An 18,417-nucleotide genomic window follows, 5' to 3' on the forward strand; every position below is an offset into this window, starting at 1 on the left:
TCGTAATTAGTCGGCTTCTAAGTAGACGCTCAATGATTTAGCTGCTGGGCTTGTCATTAATTGTACATTTTTTCACCCGTTCACAGTCACTAAATAAGAAGCAATTCAGTAACTTAATAATCTTGCACAAAAGTATAACGGAGGCACTATTTAAGGTAATTTAACGGTGTCCATCCAGTAGGTTTTTAAAGCCCCAACCATCTCCACCAGACGGTTAAAGTTGAATGGCTTTGTAACGAATGAATTAACGCCAAGGGTATAGGTTTTTAAGATATCTTCATCCGCAGAAGAGGTAGTCATGACCACCACCGGAAGTCGACGCAACTTGGCGTCATCCTTAATCTCGCGAAGTGCCTGGAAGCCATTTTTACGGGGCATGTTCAGGTCTAAAATCAACAAATCGGGCCAGGGTACATTCTGATCGGCATATCGTCCGCTTTGGTTTAAGTACTCCATCAATTCTTCCCCATCTTCAACAAACTGTATTGTCTGGGTGTACCCACTCTGGCGAAGCGCGCGTTCCATGAACAATCGATCATCGGAATCGTCATCGGCTATAAGAATGGTCATGAGAGCTGGTTTACGAGGCATGTCATTAAAGTTGGACAAAGTAGTTACGGCTACAGTAATGATGCTAATTCTAACTTTCTATTTGATATAGTAAAAAAAGCTAACAGCTACAGACCAGCCTAAGTGGCCTTTACTCGTTTACCCATAAAGCTATTCTTACCATTCAAAGATACTAAAAAACATTAATTTTAACTTTTTCCAATAGCTAAATAAGCCGCCCATCCACTTGATTTTAGAGCAGTTAGTTTACCTTTTCGCTATGCAGATACTTATTGAGGATGATAAAAGAAACGGGCTGAAAATAATCTTAATTAATCGTACAAAAATGTAGTTTATACCAAGTAAGCCAGCCTAAGGACTATAGGGCGGAAAGTGCCTAAATCTACCTTTCCCTCCCTCAATTATTTTATTCAGCTCTATCCTATTTCCCCAATAGTATTCTTATAGAAATTTGAATGATGTCTTCCACAATTTGGGGAACTTCTTCCGCACCAACGGGCCAGTAACCGTCAAATAAGCACTACCTTACTTTATTGCAAATGAGTATAATACAACACTATAGCGCCAATACAGCCTATTTTAACGGACTTGGCACGATTTTAACATATTGGTGTGTCATGACAGCTGCACGTAGTAGCTGTCGTTAATTCACTAACCGATATGAAAAAGTCATTCAACACTTTGTTTGCAACAGCTACTCTGGTAGCCGGAATCATGATCTTCAACTCATCTGATGCGTTAGCGCAGGGACGCACACGAATAGGTGTTAAAGGAGGTTTAAATGCTAGCTCACTGTTTTATGACAGTCAGGGAGCTACCAATAAAAATGAACGCATCGGCTTCCATGTAGGCGTATTCGCTCAGGCACCCATTGGTGAGTTTTTTGCTATTCAGCCGGAGTTGCTTTACATGACAAAAGGAGCATCAGCTGATTATAACATCCTCGGATTTAACGGAAAAAATACGTTTAAACTCAATTATGCCGAACTACCCGTATTGGCTACGTTTAAATTAGGCCAGGCCGTTGAACTACAGGCGGGCCCTTATGTATCATATCTGCTTAATTCCAATGTCAATTCAAACGGAGACTTTGGCGTAGGCGCTGGCGCCATCAATCGGGACAATTTCAATAAAGTCGATTACGGTGTTGCGGGTGGCCTTAATATCTACTTTGGGAAGGCCTTTATTGGTGCCCGGTACGAACAAGGGTTACAGCAGATTGCAAACAGTGGCGCAGCTAAAACGCTTCTGGGAAGCGCCAAAAATGGAGTTGGCTTACTCTCGGTTGGTTTCAGCCTGAATTAAAAAAGAGCGAAAGAGTTAAAAGTGAAAGGGCGAAAACTGGATGCACCAGGTCATTCGCCCTTTCACTTTTAACTCTTTCGCTCTTTTATAAGTGAATATCGTACGCTTTCAACTTATTGTAAAGCGTTTTGCGGTCGATGTTGAGCACTTCGGCCGCTTTTGTTTTATTGTAGCCTGTTTTTTCAAGGACTTTCAGGATCGCAGCCCGTTCGGCGTTTTCTGAAACCGATTTCAGGTTGGCTGCCGACTGGCTGAACACAGGTACGCCGGGCCGGGCCGGATCGTAGCTGATTTGAATGCCTGAATTACCGGTATCTTCGGCTGTCAGGTATTGAGGTGAAACGATCTCCTGCGGCAAGACATCCGCTTCTATATAATCACCCTGAGTAAGAAGCACCGAACGTTTTACGACGTTTTGCAACTCACGCAGGTTACCATGCCAATAGTATTCCTTGAGCTTCTCTTTGGCTTCTTCTTCGAAACCTAGAATTTCTTTTTCTAGTTGGATATTGGCCGACTCTAAAAAGTGTTCGGCAAAAATCATGATGTCCGCCTTACGCTCACGAAGGGGCGACAGGTGCATTTCAAACTCGGCAATACGGTGGTAAATATCTTCCCGAAACTTACCTTGCCGGACGGCTTCCCGCAAATCTTCATTGGTAGCCACAATAATCCGAACATCGACGGGTATATCCTGGTTACTACCGATTCTGCGAATTTTACGTTCCTGCAATACCCGGAGCAGTTTGATTTGGTTATCATACGACAGGTTTCCAATTTCATCCAGGAAAATGGTACCGCCATTGGCAAACTCAAAACTACCGGCTTTATCAGCCATGGCCCCCGTGAATGACCCTTTAACGTGGCCAAACAATTCACTACCGGCCAGCTCTTTCCCCAATGCACCACAGTCGATGGCCACAAAAGGTTTATCGGCCCGCTTGCTTTTGAGGTGAATGGCATTGGCCACAAATTCCTTTCCCGTACCCGTTTCGCCGGTAATGATGACCGACATATCCGTTGGGGCAATCAGGTCAATATGTTTCTGGAGTTGTTCAGCCGCCCGGCTTTTGCCAAATATGAATCGTTTGCCATCAGGGGCAAGCGGTGTTTTAGCAGATGCTGCTTTTGTAGAGCTTGGCTTTGTCGGCTGGGCCGTGGCAGGTGCAACGCTTTTGGGCTGACTCAGTGATTGGCTGCGCCGTTCGAGCGCGCCTTTGATGGTATATAAAATTTCGTCGGGATAGAGCGGCTTCGTTACATAATCGTAAGCTCCGTGTTTGACCGTCTGCACGGCTACCCGCACATCTGAATATCCGGTAATAATAATAACGGCTGTAGTTGGGTGCATGACCTTGATCCGGCGCAGCATTTCCAACCCATCAACATCGGGAAGTTTAAAATCACAGATAACTAATTCAAACGACTCTTTCCGTAACAACACAAGACCATCATCGCCCCGCTGCACCGACGCCGTTTTATATCCCTGCTTTGTCAGAAAGCGCTCTAATAACAGGCATATATCATTGTTATCGTCAATAATCAGTATTTTTTCCATGAAGAGGAAGTAGCTTGTTCAGTTGAGCTACACCTAGTATACGACCAAGTGCATTATTCACAAGCCTTCGTTGGCTATATAAACAAAGTTACTCAAACCTGAATGGTTTGCAAAGCCGTCTCCACAGATCGACGCGTGAATGGTTTTCCAATAAAATAATCAGCTCCCTGTTCAGTGGCCCGACGGCGTTCCGCCTGTCCATCGAAAGCACTTATCATAATGATTTTAGCCACATTCTGGCCTTCTTTTATGAAGGGCAATAAATCAAAGCCTAAGCCATCCGGCAAGTTCAAGTCAAGAAAAATAGCGTCAAACTGCTGAGAATCCAGCCACTGACGGCCCTCTTCTATAAAATGAGCACATGTCGGCTGGTAGCCCAGTCGACGCAACAAACCTGATAACAACAAGCATATATCTGCTTCATCATCTACAATCAACACTCGCTTAGCAAGAAATGTTGTATTCATTACGGTTGGTCTGAATTGATGGCCCGCATTAGCTCCTACGATCGGTCTTACCACGGTAATATTCGTTTTCTTGTATTTCTTATTTATAGTTATTTATATAAAATATGATGCCGGAATTGATACTAATGCCCTAATATGTACCACTTGACTTAATAAAAGCCAATAAACTAACTGATTGCGATTTTTTTGCTCCTAATTTGACGGTTGCTATCTCAAACGTATAGTTTGTAAACGTCGTTGCGAACGGGCTGTTTTTCTACGGTTATTCTACACATGTGGAAATTTTTCCACAACCTACAGAATTTCGTCTAACTACACAAGAACTAATCATATGACATAAATATGTTTATTATTAGCTCATTTACAAGCCTATAAGGCATTTCCAGGCACTATGCCTTCTTTAGAAATTGACATTCCAACTCTTTGGCACAGATTTTTCTAATCTAGATAACAACAGCGAGATAGCTTTTTCTGATTTACTCACGAACATAATGGGAAACCTTCTTTATACAATAGCTGTGATACTCATCATTATCTGGCTCCTCGGCTTCCTGGGCGTTCTGGGAACTGGCATTGCAAGTAGTGGTTTGATTCATATACTATTGGTGATTGCAGTGATTGCAATTATTCTGCGCCTGATTCAGGGACGCGGGGTATGAGAAGAGAAGTACCTCTTACGATATTGTTTTAACGAATAATGTCTATTACAAAAACATTCCTAGTCAATAGGTGATCTCATTTTAGGTTAAGTACAAGTTACGGTGGGTACGGAATCCCTGCGCCAAGTTGAGCGCGGGGATTTTTATTTATACACACTTTTGCAGAAAATTTATACTGCTATTTCAGCAAATAACCGTTAAACTTGTAGGGAACTTGTTCATACTGATTCTAAAACTCGGGGCAGCATTGCGTAAAACGTGGACGTCCTTGTAGAAAAAAGTCCTCACCTGCTCAGATTGGTAAGCCCACATCGAAGCAACACAAATGGCTTACTGTCAATAACTTAGTAGTTGATTATCATTACTGGTATAAAATTTTCTATGCGGTTGGCATCGAGAATAGAATTAATCATTCACAAAAGTTCTAGAAACTATGAAAGCATTGCCAGGAATAATAGTAGGTTTAGCGGTTGGCGCTATTGTTGGAATTCTGCTTGCTCCTGAGAGTGGTCAGAAGACGCGCAAACGCATTTCGTCGGAGTCGGACTCGTTTTTCAAAGATCTTCAGGACCAGTTACAAGAAGGGTTGGAAAGCATTAAAAGCCAGTACAACGATTACGTTGATTCGGCTTCTGAAAAAACGCAGGACTTAGTTAGCCAGGCAAAACGCAAAGCAAAGCAGTAGTAGATTAGGCTGCCATCAAGCAAACACTTACCTAAAACAATAGAACAATGAGAAGCACAAGAGATTTTCTAACTGGTATTATTACTGGTGTTGTTATCGGAATTTTAACAGCTCCCCGGAGCGGAAAAGAAACACGCGACAAGCTAACAGAAGAAGCTAATAAGCACACCGGTGACTTGAAAGACCAGTGGGAAAAAGGTGTATCGCAGGTGAAAGAAGGCTTGGAACAGGCAAAAACGCAGGTGAACCAGTACACCGATAAAGCCAAAGAGCAGTTCAACCAATACAAAGATCAAGCTCAGTCTGCTCTTAACAAAGACAAGGTAAAAGACCAGTACAACGATAAGGTTGATCAACTAGCCGACGACGCTAAAGCGGGTGTCGACAATGCTCAGTCAACGATTAAAGTAAGCTAAGAAAACCTAGGTCTGATGCGATCGATCCTGTCGAACAGGCGATTACTAGTCCTAGATTCCCCATTAAGTACAAATACTCGATTTACTCAACGTTATTATAAAGTAACCCCCACTGAAAAACAGTGGGGGTTACGCATGTTTAGGGGTTTAATAACCTTTTAATGCTGGTTTAAGAGGCCTTTAATTAGCAGGGTAGACCTTTGTGACGGAAAACATAGTCATGAAAAAATACTCGTTTTTTTCGTATCCTCAATTGCTCGATCAGATGAGGTTCACTGTCACCCGGTTATTGCATCAACCCCCGGCTCAGTTGCTGGTAGTTGTGTCACCTCTATCCCCTTCCAGGCTATCCAATAAGGTCTGGAGACACTATTTGCATGTTCTGTCAGCCCTGTTGATAACGTCCCTTTTAAGCAATTGTGGCGGTAGTTCGGCCAAAACAGAGGAATCTTCGTCGGAGGGTACGCATCGTAAAAATAATCTGCTTGCCACAGCCACTTACGATACAGCGAAACTTGAAAACGTCCGGAATGAACTTAACTTAACCGGCAAAGTCACTTTCAATCAGGATCAGGTTGTGAAGGTGTTTCCTTTGGTTGGTGGCCATATCGAAACCCTAAAAGCCGATTTGGGGGATTATGTACGAAAAGGTCAAATTATGGCCGTAATTCGCTCTGGCGATTTGGCTGACCTTGAGCAACAGACGGTTGCCGCAAAAGGTCAGTTAGCCGTTGCCCAAAAAAATCAACAGGTTACGGAAGACATGACCAAAGCGGGCTTGAGCTCGCAACGCGAGTTAGTAGCCAGCCAGGAGCAGTTACAGGCTGCCAAAGGCGAATTGGCCCGCGTTGGTGAGCGACGTCGGATTGTAGGCGGAACAGGCTCTGTTTATCTGGTTAAAGCACCAATGAGTGGGTTTGTTGTGGAAAAGACAGCCTCCCCCGGCATGGAACTCCGCTCCGACGATCCAGAGAATCTGTTTACTGTTTCGAACCTGGAGCGTGTCTGGGTGCTGGCTAATGTGTATGAGTCTGACTTAGCCAATGTGCACGAAGGTGACGCTGCGACGATTACGACGATCTCCTACCCGGACAAGATCTTTCGGGGAAAGATCGATAAAATTTTCAACGTACTCGATCCCGATAGCAAAACGCTACGGGTACGCGTCACGCTCAATAATGCAGACTACCGGCTCAAACCCGAAATGTTTGCGAATGTCAGCGTAACCTATGCTGGTCATGATCAGCGCATTGCAATTCCGGCTGGGGCCGTTGTTTTCGACAAGAATCGCAACTTTGTCGTGATGGTCAACAAAGCCAATCAGCCCATCGTACGTGAAGTAGAAATCTACAAAACGATTGGTCAGAAAACGTATCTCGCGAGCGGTGTCGCTCCCGGCGACCGGATTGTGACGACAAACCAATTACTGATTTATAATGCATTGGGTAGTTAAGCAATCACGTTAACAAGTACTAGCCTATATTAGAAAAGCCAGCCCAACTAAGGACTGGCTTTTCTGGTTGAACAACTTCAATAACCAATCAGATAACTTACTTTTTCGTGACCCGAATGGAAATCCGGCGGTTCTGCGCCCGGCCCTCCTTGGTATCGTTCGAGGCAACAGGGTGCTCCTGCCCATACCCTTCTGCCTCCAGACGATCTTTATCAATACCCATTTTTTCAAGTTCAGCGCGTACCGAATTCGCCCGGTCCTGAGAAAGCTTCAGGTTACTGGCAGCATTGCCCGTATTGTCGGTATAACCACCTAATTTGACATTTACTGCTGGGTATGCTTTCAAAATTTCGGCAATATTCTTCAACTGCTCCTGCGACTCGGACTTAAGAGTAGCTTTACCCGTTTCGAACGTTAGCCGGTCGAAGTCGAACCAGGTGGTTTTATCAACCGCCTTATCGCCCTTTATAAACGTCAGCAGTTTATTTTCGATACCTAGTTCAGGAATATTCAGCTCGACACCGCTTGTCAGTTTCTGAAGGCTGAAAGCTCCCAGGCGCTCGTTTGGTGTACTAACGATGTCATTATCAGCCGCCGTCGATTCTTCTAAAGGAACTTCGGTACCGGCCGCTTCCTTGCCTTCACGATTATAACCCGGCGTCTCCGACGAGGGAACGGCGATGTAAGGTGCGATAACCAGCGACACGATAGACATCAGTTTGATCAGAATGTTCATCGACGGACCAGAGGTATCTTTAAATGGATCGCCAACCGTATCGCCTGTTACTGACGCTTTGTGCGGTTCAGACTTTTTGTAGAACATTTCGCCATTGATCAAAACGCCTTTCTCAAACGACTTCTTGGCGTTATCCCAGGCACCACCGGCGTTATTCATGAAAATACCCATTAAAACACCTGATACGGTAACACCCGCTAACAAGCCTCCAAGCACTTCAGGGCCAAAAATGAACCCAACAATAACGGGTACGGTCAGCGCAATGGCTCCCGGCAAGACCATCTCGCGGATAGACGCCTGGGTGGAAATGGCTACGCATTTTTCGTATTCCGGCTTGCCTGTGCCTTCCATAATTCCTGGGATCTCCCGAAACTGGCGACGAACTTCTTCTACCATGGCCATAGCCGCCCGCCCTACAGCCGCAATGGCCAGCGACGAGAAAATATAAGGAATCATGCCACCCACAAACAGGCCAGCCAATACATCGGCTTTATAAATGTCAATCGCTGAAATTCCAGACAAACCCACAAACGCGGCAAACAGTGCCAGCGCCGTCAACGCAGCCGAGGCAATAGCGAATCCTTTACCACTGGCAGCGGTCGTGTTACCTACGGCATCGAGAATGTCGGTACGGCCGCGCACTTCTTCGGGCAGGTAACTCATTTCGGCAATACCACCAGCGTTGTCGGCAATAGGCCCAAAAGCATCAATGGCCAACTGCATAGCCGTTGTAGCCATCATACCTGCGGCTGAGATAGCGACTCCATACAAGCCAGCAAAGTGATACGAGGTATAAATACCAGCGGCCAGGACCAGAATTGGCAATACCGTCGATTCCATACCGACCGACAAACCGCCGATGATGTTGGTAGCCGCTCCCGTTGCCGACTGACGAATAATGGACAATACTGGACGACGACCCATAGCGGTGTAGTATTCCGTGATGATACTCATCAGCGCCCCCACAACCAGACCCGTTACGATAGCAAAAAACACATCCATCCGGGTAAACTCAACACCCCGGATCTCCATCGTACCAGTCGGTAGCATCGCATTGACCAGAAAGTAAGACGCAATGAGTGTGATAACAATTGAAGCCCAGTTACCCAGATTCAGTGCTCCCTGAACGTTACCGTTGTCATCTTTAACACGTACGAAATAGGTAGCGATGATGGAAAAAATAAGGCCCAACCCTGCAATAACCATCGGTAGCACAATAGGCGCATGACCGATAATGGGATCACCAGGAATAACGATTTCGCGACCCAACACCATGGTAGCCAGAATGGTAGCTACATAAGAGCCAAATAAATCGGCACCCATACCGGCTACGTCGCCCACGTTATCGCCCACGTTATCGGCAATGGTGGCTGGGTTACGCGGATCATCCTCGGGAATACCGGCTTCTACTTTACCCACAAGGTCAGCGCCAACGTCGGCCGCTTTCGTATAAATACCACCGCCCACACGAGCGAACAACGCAATCGACTCGGCACCGAGCGAGAAACCCGCCAGCACTTCAAGAGCCTTCTCCATCGGCAGGCCGTTGACATCACCCGATGGTTCGACGTATAATTTATAGAGAATAATGAACAGACTTCCCAAACCCAGTACTGCAATACCGGCCACACCGATTCCCATCACCGAACCACCGGTAAAGGACACTTCGAGGGCTTTAGTCAGGCTGGTACGGGCGGCATGGGCGGTACGGACGTTTGCTTTGGTAGCGATGTTCATACCAATGTATCCTGCCAATGCCGATAAAAAGGCCCCAAGGACAAATGAAATACCTATGATTGGACTGGAGTTGGGTACCAGGCTACCCATGTAGGCTAATAAAAGGGCTACAATAATACCGAAATAGGTCAGGACACGCCATTCTGCTTTAAGAAAAGCGATGGCCCCGTCGGCAATGTAGCCTGCAATTTCCTGCATCCGAGCATCGCCAGCGTCCTGTTTCGAAACCCACATGAATTTGGTAAACATCACCAGCAGGCCAACAATGCCTAATATGGGGACCAGATAAACACTGTAATTCATAGAAATAGCTAAAGGTTAGAGTTTTGATTGCTCGCAAAGATAGAATTTGACCGCCCATAACCCAACCTAAAAAACTCGTTTGTTGACTTTTTTTGAGGTTTTTTTCGGTTATTCAAGGAGATTCTTAATTACATAATGCCAAATGGCACCAAAGTTTGGAAGTAGCTCTTCAGCAACGTAAGTTCAGAAGAAAGTTTTGGCATAACGACTTATAACAGCTATAGCAAACGAACATTATTCCTATTACCTAAATATGATTTGTCCGGTATACTCTTATACAAAATTAATTGCTACTTGGTTACTCCTTCTCTTACCAATACGAATGATGGCTAATGGAGCCGACTCAATTCGGGTATCGATTACAGAAGGCACTAATATGGCAGCCGACTTATCGCCCGATAAAAGTCAGATTGTCATGGACTTGCAGGGCACCCTTTGGCTCGTTCCGACCGCAGGTGGCGTAGCAAAACCCATCACCGATCAATTGGGCGACTGCCGTCAGCCAAGCTGGTCGCCCGATGGCAAACAGATCGCTTTTCATTCGTTCTGGGATGGGCGGTATCACCTATGGAGCGTATCGGCAACGGGGGGCAAGCCTAAACAGCTAACCACAGGCATCTACGATGACCGCGAACCGCATTGGTCGCCCGATGGGAAGCAGTTAGTATTCTCGTCGGATCGAAGCGGCAATTACGACATCTGGCAACTCAATCTGGCCGATGGAAAACTAACGCAATTAACCCACGATTCGGCTAATGACTTCAACCCGGCATTTTCGCCCGATGGCAAACAAATTGCATTCATTTCCGACCGCACCGATGCTCCCGGCCTGTATATCCTGACACCGGGCGCTCCCGAGAAACTTAGTACGCCCGCTGCTGGCAAACTGGCCGGAGTGGCCTGGCAGCCCGATGGCTCACATCTGTTTTACAACATCCTCAACAATACGCAGAGTGGCCTGGCAACGGTGTCTCTGGCGGGTAATAAAGGGCAGATACTGACAGAAATCAGTGACGATGTGTTTCCCTTTCGAGTTAGCTGGCTTTCGGCCGATGAATACCTGTACACGGCCAGCGGACTATTGAAACGGCGTAAAATCGGGAGTAAAACCAGCCAGACCATTCCCTTTCAAGCCCTGATTGCGCTACCCCGAAACACCTACAAACGGAAAGTATACGATTTTGATAGCCAGAAACCACAACCCGTTCGGGGCATCAAAGGGGCCGCCATCTCACCCGATGGGAAACAAATTGCGTTCGCAGCGCTGGGCGATCTGTGGTTACTAGCAAGGGGAACAAAAACCCCGGAACGACTGACGCAGGGAGCAACGATGGAACTGGAGCCAAACTGGTCACCCGATGGGACCAAGCTGGCTTATGTATCGGATCGAAATGGTACGATGGACGTCTGGATTCGGGATTTAAAAACCGGGCAGGACCGCCTTCTGGTCGATATGACCGACGACCTTCACTACCCGACATGGTCGCCGGATGGCAGTAAAATAGCTTTTTACCAAAGTGATCCCCGCAACGCCTGGGGACGCAGCACCCTCTATGTAGCCGACGTTACCTATACGGCTGATGTCACCGCTCCGAAAACTCGTATCGCCCACGAGTCAATTTTTGTACCCAGTCAGGCAAGTTGGTCGCCCGATGGTAAGACCATTGCCGTCTCAGCGCTTCACCCCTACTCGTCGCGTTACCGGGAAGGTGTCAGCGAAGTATTGCTTATTTCGGTCGACGGTAAAAATGACCGATACGTATCGCCAGCCCCTGCACACAGCCTGGCGACCAGGGGCCAGAATGGGCCTGTCTGGTCGCCCGACGGGACAAAAATGGCGTATGTTCTCGATGGTCTGCTCTATGTAACGGACGTAAAATCCGATGGCAGCATTAGCGGAACACCCCGACAGCTTACTACCGAACAGGCCGAAACCCCCTCCTGGACCAATGATTCAAAAAGCCTGCTATTCCTGGCTACCGACGTTTTCAAGCAAGTTTACCTAATCGATGGACACGTTGAAACCCATCCGATGGATCTGTCCTGGAAAATCAGCCAGCCAACCGGAACCGTGGTAGTTCATGCCGGGCGGCTCTTCGATGGCAAGGCCAACACCTACCGCACCAATGTTGACATTCTGATCGATGGCCACCGGATCAAGGCCATTTTGCCACATCAGGCAGGTCGCTCCGGCACGCTCGTCGATGCATCGGCCAAAACGGTTATACCCGGTTTATTTGAGATGCACACGCACCAGCACTCGATGGTTGGCGAGAAGATTGGGCGGTTGTGGTTATCCTTTGGTATCACCTCCATTCGCGAGCCCGGTGCCGATCCATATGACGCGCTTGAACGCAAAGAAGCCTGGGCGAGTGGTATCCGGCCCGGCCCACGCCAGTTTTTTACGGGTGGACTAACGGACGGAACCCGCATTTACTACGGAGCTGCTACCAGCATCAACTCCGATGAGCAACTGGACCGCGAACTCAACCGCTCGGTCCGTCTGGGATACGACCTTATCAAGACCTATGTCCGAATGCCGGATGCCATGCAACAGCGGATTACGGCTTTTGCACACGCGCATGGGCTACCCGTTTCATCCCACGAGATTTTCCCGGCCATGCGATACGATGTCGATGCCGTTGAGCACATTGGCGGCACAAGCCGACGGGGATACTCGCCCAAAATAACGGCCATGAACCGCAGTTACCAAGACGTAATTCAGTTGCTGGCCAAGTCGGGCATGAACATTACGCCAACGGCTTCACTGCAGGGCGGCTTTTCGGTACTGACCACCAAAGACCCAGGGTTGCTGGAGAACCGGCAGTATAAGGCATTTTACTCGGAAGAGTACACCAATGCCCTTCTGGCAGGATCGGCTCAGTACGCGAAGTTAAGCCCTGGTTACCTGAGCAATTTCGGGAATCTGGAAAAAGGCGTCAAAGCCCTTGTCGACGCGGGTGCCCACGTTACAACCGGCACCGACAGCCCCTTTGTGCCCTACGGCATGAGCCTGCATACCGAGTTGCAGGTTTTCGTTGACGCGGGTCTTACTCCTTATCAGGCGTTGCGCTCCGCCACACTCTGGGCCGCCGAAACAGTTGGCGTCAGTAATGATTTAGGCTCAGTAGAGCCGGGCAAACTGGCCGATCTGGTTATCGTAAACGGCGACCCGCTCACCAATATCCGCGACGTGTTGAATGTCGAACAAGTTATCCGTAATGGTGAGGTATTTCCAATAGACCGATTGTTAACGCGGCCCTAACGGCACCGTTTTTACTTACTTACTTTTCAACCGGGCGTCTTGCTTCGTAGACTGGCTTTCGCAAAAGCAGCTATAAAGCAAGACGCCCGTTTTTATAGCGATTATTACGGTAAATACCACTCATACTACCTTGCCTCCGCCCAACTGATTAACAGCGCTTTGTCACCATATATCCACTAATACTTTCCTATAAATAGCGTAAAAATACCCACCGCCTAGCACAGACTTTTACTTAAATATAAATAATTCTTAGAAAATTTGCATATATAAAATAATATTCTGCATTATATATTATAGTTAGAATAATATTTTACAAATTTAGACAACCTATATCATTATAGGGAAATGTAATGCGTTTCTTAACTTCCTTAAAACTTATGATGAAATCATTACTCATGAGCCTGCTTCTGGTGGGCTTGAGTTGCTCTGGCGCACTGGCACAGGGCCGAAAAGTAAGCGGCATAGTTACTGCCGATGAAGGAATTGGTGGGTTTGCGGGTGCTACCGTCGTTGTCAAAGGCACAACCATCGGTACAGTAACGGATGTGAAAGGAGAATTCAGTTTAAATGTACCAGCTTCAGCAACGACCCTGGTTATCTCGGCGGTCGGGATGCAAACGGTTGAAGAAGTTATAGGGGGAAAAACCTCGCTTAATGTTCTCCTTAAAACAGACACCAAGCAATTAAATGAGGTAATCATTACGGCGCTTGGCCTGAAAGAAGAGCGCGACAAATTTGCGTCGTCCGTATCAACAGTAACGGGTAAAAATATAGCCAAATCAGGGGAAACCAGTCTACTGACAGGATTGAGCGGAAAAGCGTCCGGTGTAATCATTACCCGAAACGGGGGCGATCCGGGTGCCGGGGCTTACATCCAGATCCGGGGTCAGAATACCATCAATGGCAATGCACAGCCCCTCTTTATTGTAGATGGTATCCCGGTCAGTAACTCCAGCGACAACAATGGCTCTGCGGCCGGTAACTCAATTGTTCAGCAGTCGCGTATTAACGACATCAACCCGGAGGATATCGAGAGCATGGAAGTCCTGAAAGGCGCTTCGGCAGCGGCCTTATGGGGCACACGGGCTGCCAATGGGGTCGTTGTGATTACGACAAAAAAAGGAAAAGATAGTAAAGGGAAAGTCAATATCACGTTTAAGTCGACCGTCTCTTTCGATAAAGTCAATAAAATGCACCCCCTGCAAACCACTTATGGACAGGGAACCAACGGGCTCTACAGCCAGGGAAATAAGGTTAGTTTCGGCGATCTGATTTCTGACCGGAAAGGCGGGCCGGATACCTACATTACGGACCCTACCGATCCGCGTTATCAGGGCTATGTGACCTTTCCAGATGGCACTAAACGGTATGCCATCGCGCCGGGTACGGCCGCCAATCCACATGGTGGTAAAAACTCAAAGGATGTTTTTGACCATGTGAACGACGTGTATCAAACAGGCCATTACACCGATAATAGCATCAACATCAGCGGGGGGAATAACCGATCCAACTTTATGATCAGTTATTCTAACTTGAATCAGGACGGCATTGTAAAAGCCTTCAGTAACTATCAGCGAAATACGGCCAGGGTAAACGTAGCCAGCCAATTTACCGAGTGGTTCCGGGCTTCTGCCAACGTGGCTTATTCGAAGGTATTCTCATCCCGAAACCAGCAGGGCGATAACCTGGATGGTATTCTGCTGGGCGGTACGCGTACTGCCCCCGACTTCGACAATTCCTACTACACTGGCACGTACACGGATGCCAGCGGACAGGTTTACGCCAATGAACACGTGTCGTATCGGAACCCGCTGGGTAAAGATCAGAATTCCATTTATTCGAATCCGGTATGGAACATCAACAATAACAAAAATACAACGGATGTTGACCGCATTACGGGAAATGTAGAGTTAGGCATTACGCCTGTATCCTGGTTAAGCATTACAGGACGCACGGGCGTTGATAACTTCACCGATGCCCGTTTGGAGCGATTTGCCCGTAACTCGTCTACATACCTCGGCGGTTATCTATCCAAAAACTGGATTACCGAAAAGCAGTTCAACACGGATATATTTGCCAATGCCAGTAAAACCTTCAGTAATGATTTCAGTGGTTCGCTGCTGGTGGGGGTCAATTACAACAGCCGTCGGAAAGCTATTTTAACGGATGCCATTACGAATCTAATCGTGCCGACAGCTCCTGATATTCTGACAAATGCGCTGAACTCAAATCTCAGCGCCAGCAATTACAACTCGCTCATCCGCACCTACGCCTATTATGGGCAGGCCGAATTGCAAGCGTATAATATGCTGTTTTTGACCCTGACTGGCCGGAGCGAAAGTGCCTCGACATTTGGCTCTAAAACCAAAAACAGTTTCTTCTTTCCATCGGCGGCACTGGCCTGGCAGTTCAGTAAGCTGAAAGGGCTGGAAACGAGCCCGGTTCTTAGCTTCGGCAAATTACGACTGACCTGGGGGCAGGTGGGTATTCAGCCACAGCCTTACCAGAACTTCACCACATTCTCACCGGCCCTGTATGGCGATTCGTTTGCGGGTGGTTTATCGTCGGCCAGTTCGCTTTATGGCGGGGGGTATGTACGTAGCACAACAGCCGGCAATGACTTCCTGCGACCCGAGCGGAAAACAGAAACCGAAGTTGGTGTTGATTTACGCTTCCTCAACAACCGGATCAATTTCTCCGCTACCGCCTACACCAACAGCACCAAAGACGTCATTCTGTCGCTGAATGTGCCTTATGAAACAGGCTATACCGTTCGCAACATCAATGCGGCCGAGCTCTCCAACAAAGGAATTGAGCTGGAAGCCGGGGCCGATATGTTTACGGCGGGTGATTTCAAATGGAATCTGGCGGCCAACTTCTCCCTGAACCGGAACAAAGTAATATCGCTGGCCGGTGCTTCCGTCCAGATTTTACCCGACAGCTATCAGGAAAATGCATCCCTGATTCCGGGTCAGCCATTCGGCGTTTTCTACTCGACCGATTTCCTGAAAGACGAATCGGGCAAATACAAACTCGATGCCAATGGCTTTCCACAGGGCGGCACCGATAACGAAATCATTGGTAACCCAAACCCCAAATGGCGGGGCGGCCTAGGCAGTACATTCTCCTACAAGGGCCTTTCTCTATATGTTCTGTTTGATCGTGTTGCCGGCAATGATTTTTATAATGGAACGCGGGGCGCACTTTATAACATCGGCACCCACGGCGACCAGGGCCACACGGCCGTTGCACCAGCGGGCGGCATCAAAGATGTGAATGGCAAAACCATTGCCGCCGGCACCTCTTTCCAGGGTGAGATCAAAGACTTTGGTGCCGGGCCTGTGGCGCTGAACCAGGCCTGGTATCAGGGACGGGGAACGGCCTTTAACTCAGCCTCCTATAAACAGTTTATCGAGGATGGAAGCGCGACCCGCCTGCGCGAAATAACGCTGAGCTACAGCCTGCGGAGCGAGAAGTTTCGCCGGGCAACTCACCTATCGAATGTCGACTTCAGCTTAACGGGCCGTAACCTCCTTTTATGGACCAAGTATACCGGCACCGACCCCGAGGTGAACATTACGGGCGCGGGCCTCTCGAGAGGGCAGGACTGGTTTACAAACCCGAATACGAAGTCACTCCTGTTTTCGATGAAAATTACGTACTAACTACCGTTTACGGTTTTCAGCTTACGGCAGCTCATCACCAGGGCGGCTCACCGAAAACAAAAAACCGTAAACCGTAAACTCCTTTAGAACCATGAAAAAATCATTTTCCCATAAAATCACCGTGGCGCTGCTGGGTATCACCCTGCTGAGCAGTTGTAAGGATTTGTTTAATGAACCAACGATTCAGAGCAACCCAAATGCTGTTACGGACGTCGATGTAGCCACGCTGCTGTCTGGAACCTTGCTGGGTGTGTCGATGCTTCATGAAGATACCGACGTACGGATCGGTGCCATCTGGGCAGGCCAGTTAAATGGATTGGCCCGCCAGCATCAGGGGTATGCCGATTACATTGTTTCCTCGCAGAACTTTACCTGGAATCCACTCTATCCGGCGGCAAGCCAGGCCCGGCTGATTCAAATCAAAGCCGACGCCGTTGGCGATAAGTGGACAAAAGGCGTTGGTCAGGTGCTGGAAGCTCTGCTGATTGCCAAAGCAACCGATTTATACGGCGATGTTCCCTACAGTCAGGCTTTTGACGATGTTAAATACCCAACGCCCGTTTTCGATAAACAGGCCGATGTATATACGGCCATTCAAACGACGTTGGACAACGCCATTCAGAACTTATCGGCACCGGCAGGCCTGGCGTTTGCCAGCCAGGACTTTATTTACGGCGGTAGCGTTGCCAAGTGGAAAGCAGCGGCCAACACCCTCAAAGCGCGGCTTTATTTACATACCGGCGAGTATGCGAAAGCCGTCAGCAGTGCTGCATCGGGTATAAGCAGTACCGCCGGAGATGCCTTAATTCCACACGGCACGAGCCAAGGGGTCGATTATAATCAGAACTACGATTTCTTCCGGGTTAACCGGGCGGGCGATACAGGCTTCGACGGAGCTTACTTACCCGCCCTGATGCAGTCGCGCATTGGTTCGGCCAACACCAAGACCAACGAAACAGCGCTCTATAATCATTATTTTAAGCTAGGGATTACGGCAACGGGCAGCCTTGACCCAAACACAACCGATGGCGCTTTTACATCAACAGCGCCCCACCCTATCATTACGTATTACGAAAATCAATTGATCATCGCCGAAGCCCAGGCCCGACTGGGCGATACCGCCAAAGCACTGGCAGCGCTTAATTCGGTCCGAAGTGGGTTGGCCACTGGCTACATCAACGGAAAAACCTTATCTGCCACGGGCCGTCAATATGACCCTTACGTACTGGCCGATTTTAGCCCGACTGGCCTGGCCAATCCAACCAAAGCAGCCACGGTCCAAACCGCTCTCCTGTATGAGATTATCGCGCAACGATATATTTTCTTCCTGATGCAGTATGAAGCGTTTAATGACGTTCGTCGGCTGGAGAAAGCGACACCTCTTGTTCAATTGCCCATTCCACTGTATAGCGGCAGTAAGAAACCCGAGCGGTTCATTTACCCACAGGGCGAAGTCAATACCAATCCAAATGTACCCAAGCCACTTCCAGACCAGTTTCAGAAAATTCCAATCTTCCAATAATTCGTTTAGTTGTTAGGTAACATGGGTCAAAAGGCTACCTTTTTTAGGTAGCCTTTTCTTATTTTTACCTTGAACT

At 47.9% G+C, this 18,417-nt stretch carries 12 protein-coding genes; 8 read left to right on the top strand and 4 right to left on the bottom strand.

The annotated features are described in order from the left end of the window. Positions 1-150 precede the first annotated feature (150 nt). Positions 151-570: a response regulator gene (locus SD10_RS18925; RefSeq protein WP_046575874.1), complete on the bottom strand. Its 420-nt coding sequence runs from the start codon at positions 568-570 to the stop codon at positions 151-153. A gap of 660 nt (positions 571-1,230) precedes the next feature. Here SD10_RS18925 and SD10_RS18930 point away from each other — a divergent pair. Beyond that, entirely contained in the window at positions 1,231-1,875 is a 645-nt protein-coding gene (locus SD10_RS18930) for a porin family protein (RefSeq protein ID WP_046575876.1), read from the top strand. A gap of 85 nt (positions 1,876-1,960) precedes the next feature. On the opposite strand, the gene SD10_RS18935 is transcribed toward SD10_RS18930, so the two are convergent. After that, complete coding sequence (locus SD10_RS18935) at positions 1,961-3,433, bottom strand: sigma-54-dependent transcriptional regulator (RefSeq protein ID WP_046575877.1); 1,473 nt, start codon at positions 3,431-3,433, stop codon at positions 1,961-1,963. A 92-nt stretch (positions 3,434-3,525) separates the two neighbouring features. After that, positions 3,526-3,900 (bottom strand): response regulator, encoded by a 375-nt coding sequence (locus SD10_RS18940; RefSeq protein WP_046575879.1) that lies wholly within the window; start codon positions 3,898-3,900, stop codon positions 3,526-3,528. A gap of 491 nt (positions 3,901-4,391) precedes the next feature. Between SD10_RS18940 and SD10_RS29480 the strand changes: the two genes are divergently transcribed. The 4 genes from SD10_RS29480 (at position 4,392) to SD10_RS18955 (ending at position 7,113) form a co-directional block, all read left to right on the top strand. Then, positions 4,392-4,559: a lmo0937 family membrane protein gene (locus SD10_RS29480; RefSeq protein WP_148562557.1), complete on the top strand. Its 168-nt coding sequence runs from the start codon at positions 4,392-4,394 to the stop codon at positions 4,557-4,559. Between the two features lie 433 nt (positions 4,560-4,992). Next, on the top strand, positions 4,993-5,244 hold the full coding sequence (locus SD10_RS18945; protein ID WP_046575881.1) for a YtxH domain-containing protein: 252 nt from the start codon (positions 4,993-4,995) through the stop codon (positions 5,242-5,244). A 47-nt stretch (positions 5,245-5,291) separates the two neighbouring features. Further along, positions 5,292-5,660, top strand: a complete 369-nt coding sequence (locus tag SD10_RS18950) for a YtxH domain-containing protein (protein ID WP_046575883.1) — start codon at positions 5,292-5,294, stop codon at positions 5,658-5,660. A 220-nt stretch (positions 5,661-5,880) separates the two neighbouring features. After that, a complete protein-coding gene (locus SD10_RS18955; protein WP_082111636.1) occupies positions 5,881-7,113 on the top strand; it encodes an efflux RND transporter periplasmic adaptor subunit in 1,233 nt (410 codons plus the stop codon). Between the two features lie 97 nt (positions 7,114-7,210). On the opposite strand, the gene SD10_RS18960 is transcribed toward SD10_RS18955, so the two are convergent. Beyond that, positions 7,211-9,889, bottom strand: coding sequence for a sodium-translocating pyrophosphatase (locus SD10_RS18960; protein WP_046575885.1), 2,679 nt, complete (start codon positions 9,887-9,889; stop codon positions 7,211-7,213). A gap of 322 nt (positions 9,890-10,211) precedes the next feature. Between SD10_RS18960 and SD10_RS18965 the strand changes: the two genes are divergently transcribed. From SD10_RS18965 to SD10_RS18975, 3 genes are all read left to right on the top strand, one after another. After that, positions 10,212-13,154, top strand: coding sequence for a DPP IV N-terminal domain-containing protein (locus tag SD10_RS18965; protein ID WP_227699020.1), 2,943 nt, complete (start codon positions 10,212-10,214; stop codon positions 13,152-13,154). Between the two features lie 377 nt (positions 13,155-13,531). Next, complete coding sequence (locus SD10_RS18970; RefSeq protein WP_227699021.1) at positions 13,532-16,819, top strand: SusC/RagA family TonB-linked outer membrane protein; 3,288 nt, start codon at positions 13,532-13,534, stop codon at positions 16,817-16,819. Positions 16,820-16,910: 91 nt separating this feature from the next. Further along, positions 16,911-18,341: a SusD/RagB family nutrient-binding outer membrane lipoprotein gene (locus tag SD10_RS18975; protein WP_046575889.1), complete on the top strand. Its 1,431-nt coding sequence runs from the start codon at positions 16,911-16,913 to the stop codon at positions 18,339-18,341. Positions 18,342-18,417 lie beyond the last annotated feature (76 nt).

It is taken from the genome of Spirosoma radiotolerans, from assembly GCF_000974425.1.
Lineage (GTDB): Bacteria > Bacteroidota > Bacteroidia > Cytophagales > Spirosomataceae > Spirosoma > Spirosoma radiotolerans.